8 protein-coding genes and 1 pseudogene are annotated in these 7253 nt (G+C 67.2%); 3 read left to right on the top strand and 6 right to left on the bottom strand.

The features are described 5' to 3' along the window. A partial coding sequence (locus ACFV88_RS35930; protein WP_385496429.1) for an ATP-binding cassette domain-containing protein occupies positions 1-206 on the bottom strand: 206 nt, incomplete at its 3' end. A 12-nt stretch (positions 207-218) separates the two neighbouring features. Next, positions 219-884, bottom strand: a complete 666-nt coding sequence (locus ACFV88_RS35925; protein WP_385496428.1) for a DUF4097 family beta strand repeat-containing protein — start codon at positions 882-884, stop codon at positions 219-221. Between the two features lie 232 nt (positions 885-1116). Here ACFV88_RS35925 and ACFV88_RS35920 point away from each other — a divergent pair, with 232 nt between their 5' ends. Beyond that, complete coding sequence (locus tag ACFV88_RS35920; protein ID WP_385496427.1) at positions 1117-1851, top strand: helix-turn-helix domain-containing protein; 735 nt, start codon at positions 1117-1119, stop codon at positions 1849-1851. Here ACFV88_RS35920 and ACFV88_RS35915 read toward each other — a convergent pair whose 3' ends face one another. Further along, the gene (locus ACFV88_RS35915) at positions 1852-2766 is read right to left on the bottom strand and encodes a LysR family transcriptional regulator (RefSeq protein WP_385496430.1); all 915 of its coding nucleotides are present in this window, start codon (positions 2764-2766) and stop codon (positions 1852-1854) included. Positions 2767-2946: 180 nt separating this feature from the next. Here ACFV88_RS35915 and ACFV88_RS35910 point away from each other — a divergent pair, with 180 nt between their 5' ends. Next, positions 2947-3135: an SDR family NAD(P)-dependent oxidoreductase gene (locus ACFV88_RS35910; RefSeq protein WP_385496426.1), complete on the top strand. Its 189-nt coding sequence runs from the start codon at positions 2947-2949 to the stop codon at positions 3133-3135. A 694-nt stretch (positions 3136-3829) separates the two neighbouring features. Here ACFV88_RS35910 and ACFV88_RS35905 read toward each other — a convergent pair. From ACFV88_RS35905 to ACFV88_RS35895, 3 genes and pseudogenes are all read right to left on the bottom strand, one after another. Continuing rightward, a protein-coding gene (locus ACFV88_RS35905; protein WP_385496425.1) for an IS5 family transposase occupies positions 3830-4635 on the bottom strand; the annotation gives its coding sequence in 2 pieces (ribosomal slippage) (positions 3830-4285 and positions 4288-4635; 804 coding nt in all). Positions 4636-4867: 232 nt separating this feature from the next. Continuing rightward, positions 4868-4981, bottom strand: a pseudogene (locus ACFV88_RS35900) (LysR family transcriptional regulator); the annotation flags it as partial. Positions 4982-5138: 157 nt separating this feature from the next. Next, positions 5139-6368: an MFS transporter gene (locus ACFV88_RS35895; protein ID WP_385496424.1), complete on the bottom strand. Its 1230-nt coding sequence runs from the start codon at positions 6366-6368 to the stop codon at positions 5139-5141. A 68-nt stretch (positions 6369-6436) separates the two neighbouring features. On the opposite strand from ACFV88_RS35895, the gene ACFV88_RS35890 reads away from it, so the two are divergent. Continuing rightward, complete coding sequence (locus tag ACFV88_RS35890; protein ID WP_385496423.1) at positions 6437-6808, top strand: MerR family transcriptional regulator; 372 nt, start codon at positions 6437-6439, stop codon at positions 6806-6808. Positions 6809-7253 lie beyond the last annotated feature (445 nt).

The following is a 7253-nucleotide window of genomic DNA, read 5'->3' as shown; positions in this document are numbered from 1 at the left end:
TGGCCGCCGACCCGCACGGCGCCCGTGCCCGGGCCGGCGGAGACGAGGGTGGAGAGGATCTTCACGACGGTGGTCTTGCCCGCACCGTTCGGGCCCAGTAGGGAGAAGACCGTTCCTTCGGGGACGGCCAGGTCCACGCCGTCGAGGACGACCTTGTCACCGTAGGACTTGCGCAGTCCGTCAGCAGCGATAGCCAGCTTGGTCATGATGGGTGCTCCTCAGAGGCTGCGGGCGTTGATGTCGCCCTGGGTGGTGGTCGCGTGGATGTTCAGAGCGGCGTCGCCGTCGGCGTTCTTGAGCGCGTTGTTGATCCGGCCGCGGTCGGTCCCGGCGTCCAGGGAGGCGCTCACACCGCGGGCGGCGCCGATCGTCACGTCGCCGGACACGGTGCTCAGCTTGACGAGGCCGCGCGTGGCCTCGGTGACGTGGATGTCGCCCTTCTGGGTGCTGATCTCCGCGGGGCCGCCCAGGCAGCCGACCGAGACGTCGCCGGCCAGGAGGGTGAGGTGGGCGCTCGCCGTCTCGTCGAGCTTGACGGAGCCGTGCGAGCCCTCGAAGACGACGTCGCCGAGTCGTCCGACGCCCCGGAGCTCGACGCTGGCCGCCTTCGCCTCGACCCGGGAGCCGGCGGGCAGCTGGACCGTCACCTCGATGACTCCGGAGCTGCCGAGCACCCGGTTCGTCACCGCGGACTCGATGCGCAGGACACCGTCGCCGTACTCGACCGTGGTCCGCTCCGCCGCCTTCACGTCACGACCGTTCGAAGGGTTCGCGGGCAGGACCTCGACCGCGGTGTCGGCCCGCTCGGCAGCGATCAGCTGGATGCGTCCCACGGGGATGTCGAGGACGGCGGTGATCGGGGCGGGGGTGTCGAACTTCTGCATGGTGATCTCTCCTGCGGTTGTCGTTTCTGACACCGCAAACGCTACGTTGCGTTCATCGATCGAGCAATACATTCGTTGCACTCAGAGGTCATTAGCACAGGTCAGAGCATCAATATCGTTGCATCGGCTGGATTTCTAACGCAACGACACGTTGCCGATCCGTTGCATTTATTAGAAAGTGAACGCTATACTGACGGCACACGGCACTGAGGAAGCACAGAAGGAGATCGCGATGCCGGGAGGCAGGCTCACCCAGCAGGACCGCCAGCAGATCGCCCTGGGGCTGGCCGACGGACTCCCCTACGCGGAGATCGCCAGACGCATCGACCGCCCGACCTCGACGATCACGCGTGAGGTGATGCGCAACGGCGGCCCCACCGCCTACCGCGCCGACCTGGCCCACCGCGCCACCGAACGCCGCACCCAACGGCGCAAGCCGGCAGCGCCCCGGGGGAACCATGCGCCCCCGCAGGCCCACGGACGCGATGCCGAGGCCGTGCGCGAGTACGAGGAGGCCTTCACCACGCTCCTCATGCAATCGGGCCTGCCCAAGATGATGGCGCGATTGCTGACCTGCCTCTACACCACCGACGCGGGCAGCCTCACCGCGTCCGAACTGGTCCAGCACCTCCAGGTCAGCCCGGCGTCCATCTCCAAAGCGGTCGCGTTCCTCGAAAGCCAGGGCCTCATCCGCCGGGAACGGGACGAAGGGCGCCGGGAGCGCTACGCCGTCGACAACGACGTCTGGTACCAGTCGATGGTGGCGGCCGCCCGGTCCCACGCCCAGCTCGCCGAGACCGCCCGGCAGGGCGTCAGCATCCTCGGTCCCGACACTCCGGCCGCCGCCCGGCTGGAGAGCATCGCCCGCTTCGTCGACTTCGTCGGCGAGAGCATCACCCGAGCCTCGGAACAGGCCCGCGGACTCCTCCACACGGAGGCCGAAGCGGACTCGGACGGCACCGCCTGATCACCAGGTGGTGGCCCCGACCTCCCGGGCAACGGCAAGGTAGGCGCGCACCAGTGGCCGTCCGTCGTCCCGGCGGGCGGCCACCGCCAGTCGAGACGCGGGCAGGCCCCGTACCGGCGCGGCGACCACCCCGTCCCGGACGACCAACGCGGCGTTGCCGGCGGCCAACAGCACCACCCCCTGGCCGCCGGCCACCGCCTCGTGGGTCTCCTCGGCGCTGGCCACCACCCCGCCGATCCGCGGTGGTCGACCGTCCCGGGCGTCCAGGGCCAGCCAGTGGTCCCGCAGCGGGCCGGCGGCCGGGGGAAGCGCGAGGAAGGGCTCCTCCAGCAGGTCGGCGAGGTCCACCGCGCCCTCGGGGTCGGACGCGGCCCGCGCCGCCAGGGGGTGCCCGTCCGGGAGCGCGACCAGCCGGGGCTCGCGGGCCACCACCGCGTACCGGTAGCGCTCGTCGTCCGGCAGCGGCAACCAGACGAAGGCGACGTCGCTGGATCCGTCCGCCAACCCGGCGCTGGGATCGGCCCAGTTGACCTGGCGCAGGACGGGCCGCGCGTCCGGATGGCGCGAGACGAGTCGGGTCCGCAGGGCGGGCAGCAGTCCGCGGCCCGGGCTGGTGGACATGCCGATCACCAGCGTGCGCCGCTCGGCGGTCTTCGCTTCCTCCACCGCCGCCTCCGCGGCCCGCCAGGCGGCGAGCACCGCGCGCGCGTGCGGCAACAGGGCCTCCCCCACCGCGGTCAGCCGCACGGTCCGCCGGTCCCGTACGAACAGGTCCGCGCCCAGCCGCTTCTCCAGCACCCGGATCTGCTTGCTGAGGGCGGGTTGGGAGACGAACAGCCGCTCCGCGGCGCGGGTGAAGCTCAACTCCTCCGCGACGGAGGCGAAGTAGTGCAGGTCCCGTCCGTGGACGTTCATCATCCATGGCTACCACAACGGGACTTGGACGGCTCCATGGTGCCTGAAGAAGGAGTGACCCGCCGACGGGGTGGCCCCGTGCGAAAGTTGGAGGATGAACGAGGACGCCAAGGTCTGGTTGGTCACCGGCGCGAGCGGATCGATGCGGTGGCCGTCGACGTCCTGGCCCACCAAGGCAGAGTGGACGTATTGGTGAACAACGCCGGCCGCACCCAGGTGGGGGCGTTCACGGAGACCACCGACCGGGAACCACGCGACCTGTTCGAACTGCACGTGTTCGACACTGCACGGCTGACCCGGGCGCTGCTGTCGCGGATGAGGGAACAGGGCCACGCATTGGTGGAGAACATCAGCAGCATCGGCGGGTAACTGTCCCTCGCCAGATTCTCTGCCTACGGCGCGACCAAGGCGGCGCAGGTGGCGCCGTTCGGCATCAAGGTGCTGATCGTGGAGTCCGGTGCGTTCCGTACCAACCCGTACCAACCTGTTCGGCAAGGACCCGGCGCGCACCTTCCGAGGAGAACTCGGCGTACCGGGAGAAGGTCGGCGTGACCCGACGGATGGTGCACAGCAGCGACGGTAGCCAGCCCGGCGACCCGGCGAAGGCCACGGCGGCGACCCGGCCGGCCCTAGACACCGAGCAGCTCCCGCCTCTCCTCGCCCTCGGAGGCGACGCTGTCGACCTCCCGACCGCGCACCTGGACCTTCGTGCAGGCCGAACTCGCGCACTGGCGCACCGTCCACTCCGGGGCTTCCCTGACCCAGGGCTGCAGCTTCCAGACCTGGAAGGACCAAACACCGAAGTACCAGACGCGCGCGTTCGTGACGACTGCGGTCGATGCCTGGTCCCGCGCACCTCAGCAGCGGTTCGCTCGCGCAGCGACATCCGAACCAGCCGGTCGCACGTCCTTGAGAATGACCTCCGACCCCATCACCACGCAGGAGACTCAGCCGTATCGGCGCAGCCATCGCTATACCCATCAGACCATCCCTGCGTTTCCCAAGGCGACCCATCGGCCGACGAACGCTAGGGTCCTGCCCCAGCAGGCGCTAAGACGTCGTTTCAGTTGGTGAGTCTGCGGTGGCAGATGAGGGTTGGAGCTATGCCGACGAAGGCAAGGAAGTGTTCGGGTTTTCGTTCGTAGCGGCGGTGGAGGCGTCGGCAGCCGGCCAGCCACGAAACTGTCCGCTCGACCACCCAGCGGTGGCGTCCCAGGCGCTGCGAGGACTCGATGCCCTTGCGGGCGATGCGGTGGCGGATGCCTCTGCTGCGGAGCCATCGGCGCAGGTGAGCGTAGTCGTATCCCTTGTCACCGTGGAGCTTGGCCGGGCGGCGGCGAGGTCCGCGTCGGGAGCGGATGGGCGGGATCCCGCGCACGAGCGGCTCAAGGCCGAGGCTGTCGTGCATGTTCGCGGCGGAGATCCCCAGGGAAAGGGGCAGTCCGTTCCGGTCGGTGATCAGGTGAATCTTCGATCCACTCTTGCCACGGTCGGTCGGATTCGGTCCGGTCAATAGCCCCCTTTTGTCGCCCTGACGCTCACGGAGTCGATGGCGCACCGCGACCAGTCCAGCTCTCCGCGGGCACCGAGTTCGTCGAGGACCACTCGGTGGAGCCGGGCCCAGACCCTCTCCCGGCTCCACTGGGCGAAGCGGCGGTACACCGTCTGCCAGCACGGGCCGAACACCGGGGGCAACTGCCGCCACGTACAGCCCGAGGTGGCCACGAAGACGATCGCGGCCAGGGCCTCACGATCGCCTGCCCGCCTCTTGCCCCCGCCCTGCGGGCGCCGGTTCTCCGTCGGCGGCACCACCCGCCGGAACAGCACCCACAACTCATCCGGCACCAACCGCTCAACCAGATCCGTCATACACAGTTCAACGACCGATCAAGCCAACAGAAACGGTGTCTAAGGGCTTGCAGAGCATCAACTTACTATCGAACAATCGGCCTGATCTGCAGTGTCAAGGGCGGAAAGACGCAACTTATTACTCTGCAAGCCCTAGCGACATGCAACAGGTCCGGCTCAGGCGGATCTTCCGGGGTGCCGTGACGACGCGTTTCCCGAAGAGGGGCAGCTTCTTGGCGGTGCCGCGTTGAGCTCATTCAAGTAGGGGCTGACCGAGGTCTCGTTCGAGCCGGCTGATCTGGGTCACCAGTGTGGTCTCGCGGATTCCGAGGCTGCGGGCGACTTCAGTAAACGTGGGATAGGAGCGGGCGGCAAGGAATCTGAGACCCTATATTCCTGTAGGGTCTCGGTTTCGATGACATGTTGATCTTTAGTGACCTGCGGTTTTGCTCATTGTCTCACCGCAGGGTCCTGAAGGACAGTCTCAAAGCCATGGCATTTCTTGGGTCGCGGGCAACGGTGGTTTAGCGGCTGCCGAGTTCTCCCTTGACGAACCCGTGTTCGCGCGCCGTGAGCACAGTGGCGAGTGCAGGGACGAGCAGTGCGAGCGCGACCCAGCTCAGCCAGGGTGCATCCAGTCCGCTGAGGACGAGCCCTCCGATGATGCCACCACCGGCGATTCCGACGTTCCATCCGGTGGTGAGGAGTGCTTGGGCGACATCGCCGGCGTCGCCTGCTGCTTCGGCGACTGCGGTCTGCAACAGGGTGGAGGTGCCGCCGAACGCGAGCCCCCAGAGCGCCGTGCTGGCGTAGACGAGCGTAGGCACGCCGGAGAAGATGCCGAGCAGCAGCGTGCATGTCGCGAAGAGCGCACACGCGAGGATCATGAGGAGGCGCAGGTGCCGATGGACGAGCGCTCCGGCGATCCAGATGCTCACCAGCGACACCAGGCCGAAGGTGAGCAGCACGGCGTCGACTTGACCTGCCGTGCCGAGCGGCTTGAGGAACGGGGCGATGTAGGTGTAGAGGATGCTGTGGGCGAGCACGAACGTGAGGGTCACGAGGAGCACGGGCGCTACGCCGGGAATGCGGAAGGTACGGGTGAGCGGGAGCCGTGAGCCCTTGGGCTGTCCGGGGAAGCTCGGCACCGCCGCGATGACCCACACGATCAACGCGAGCGTGAGGACGGTCATGATCCCGAACGCGTATCGCCATTCGACGAGCTTGGCCAGAAGCGCTGCAGCAGGAACTCCGACGGACAGGGCAACGATTGCGCCCGCCATCGCGATCGCCATTGCCTTGCCGCGCTGATGTGGGAGAACCATCCGTACCGCGTAGCCGGCCAACAGCGCCCAGAGCAACCCGCCGACGATGCCGCCGAGGAACCGGGCGGCTAGCGTGAGTGCGAAGCTCTCGGAGAGCGCGGTGACGGTGTTGGCGATCGCGAGTCCTGCGATCGCCGCCAGCAGCAGGTGTCGGCGCGGCCAGCCGATCGTCGCCTTGGTGAGCGGGATCGCGGCGAGGATCGCCCCGATCGCGAAGACGGTGACGCTCTGCCCGGCAGCACTCTCGCTCACACCCAGGTCTCGGCTCATCTCGGGAAGCATCCCGGCGGGCATCGTCTCGGTCAGGAGAGTAATGAACCCGGTGGCGGCCAAGGCCAGAAGACCCGCCAGCGGGAGCCGGGCGTTCGGTATCGAGCGAGGTGTCAAAGTATCTGGTCGTGTCATGGCCTTACCATCGATGGGTGACATCAGTGTGAAGGTCAACTCGGTGTGCGCCGAGTCACAGAACGCCAGCCACAGAGGGCGAGGAGAGGGATATGCGGATCGGTGAGCTGTCGACGCGCACCCGGACTCCGATGAGGTTGCTGCGCTACTACGAGGAGCAGGAACTGATCGAGGCGAATCGACTGCCCAACGGGTACCGGGACTATGAGGAGTACGTCGTTGACCGGGTTCTCCAGGTACGAGGCCTGCTCGATGTAGGGCTACCCACACGGATCATCAAGCAGATCCTGCCCTGCCTGAACACCCCCCGCACGATCCACATGCCCTACGTCACGCCAGACATGGTCGCAACGCTCGAACGCGAGCGCGATCGCATGGCCGAAAAAATCGAATGTCTCACCAAGAACCACCGAGCCATCACCGACTACCTCGACGCCGTACGCCGCAATATCCGAGCCTCCTAACCGATGCCGGGTCTGCTGCTGAGCCTATTGCCAGCCACTCGGTCAGCTTCTCCGCATCCGCGACCGAACTGCTGTCCCGTCGAAGTGCATCTGTCAGCTGACGAGCCGTTGGCCTGCCGGAATGCCAGGTCGTTCGAGGAGGCGGCGGCCCTGGATTCTCAAATTCCCTGGATTTCACGGAAGTCGCGGCCCCGATAGAGGCAGAGCCCTTGGTAGAGGGGGCCCTGGGTCTCAATGGCGGTGCCCGCGGTACGACGTGAACTGCCGCACCGGGAGCTCCGAGTGGCATTTCTGCCATCCATCTGCCAACTGCCGTGAGATTCCGCCAAGGCTTTGAGGTCCTACAAGTTTGTAGGTTCTCACTCTCGGTGTCAGGCGCCGACGCTGTGAGCTGGACGTTCCTCTTCAGTCTCACGACGTGTCGGTCGGCGGCTGTCTCAGATCG

It is taken from the genome of Streptomyces sp. NPDC059816 (assembly GCF_042732055.1).
In the GTDB taxonomy this organism is placed as follows: Bacteria; Actinomycetota; Actinomycetes; order Streptomycetales; family Streptomycetaceae; genus Streptomyces.
The sequence above is the reverse complement of the archived record's forward strand: the minus strand, read 5'-3'. Positions and strand labels throughout refer to the sequence as shown.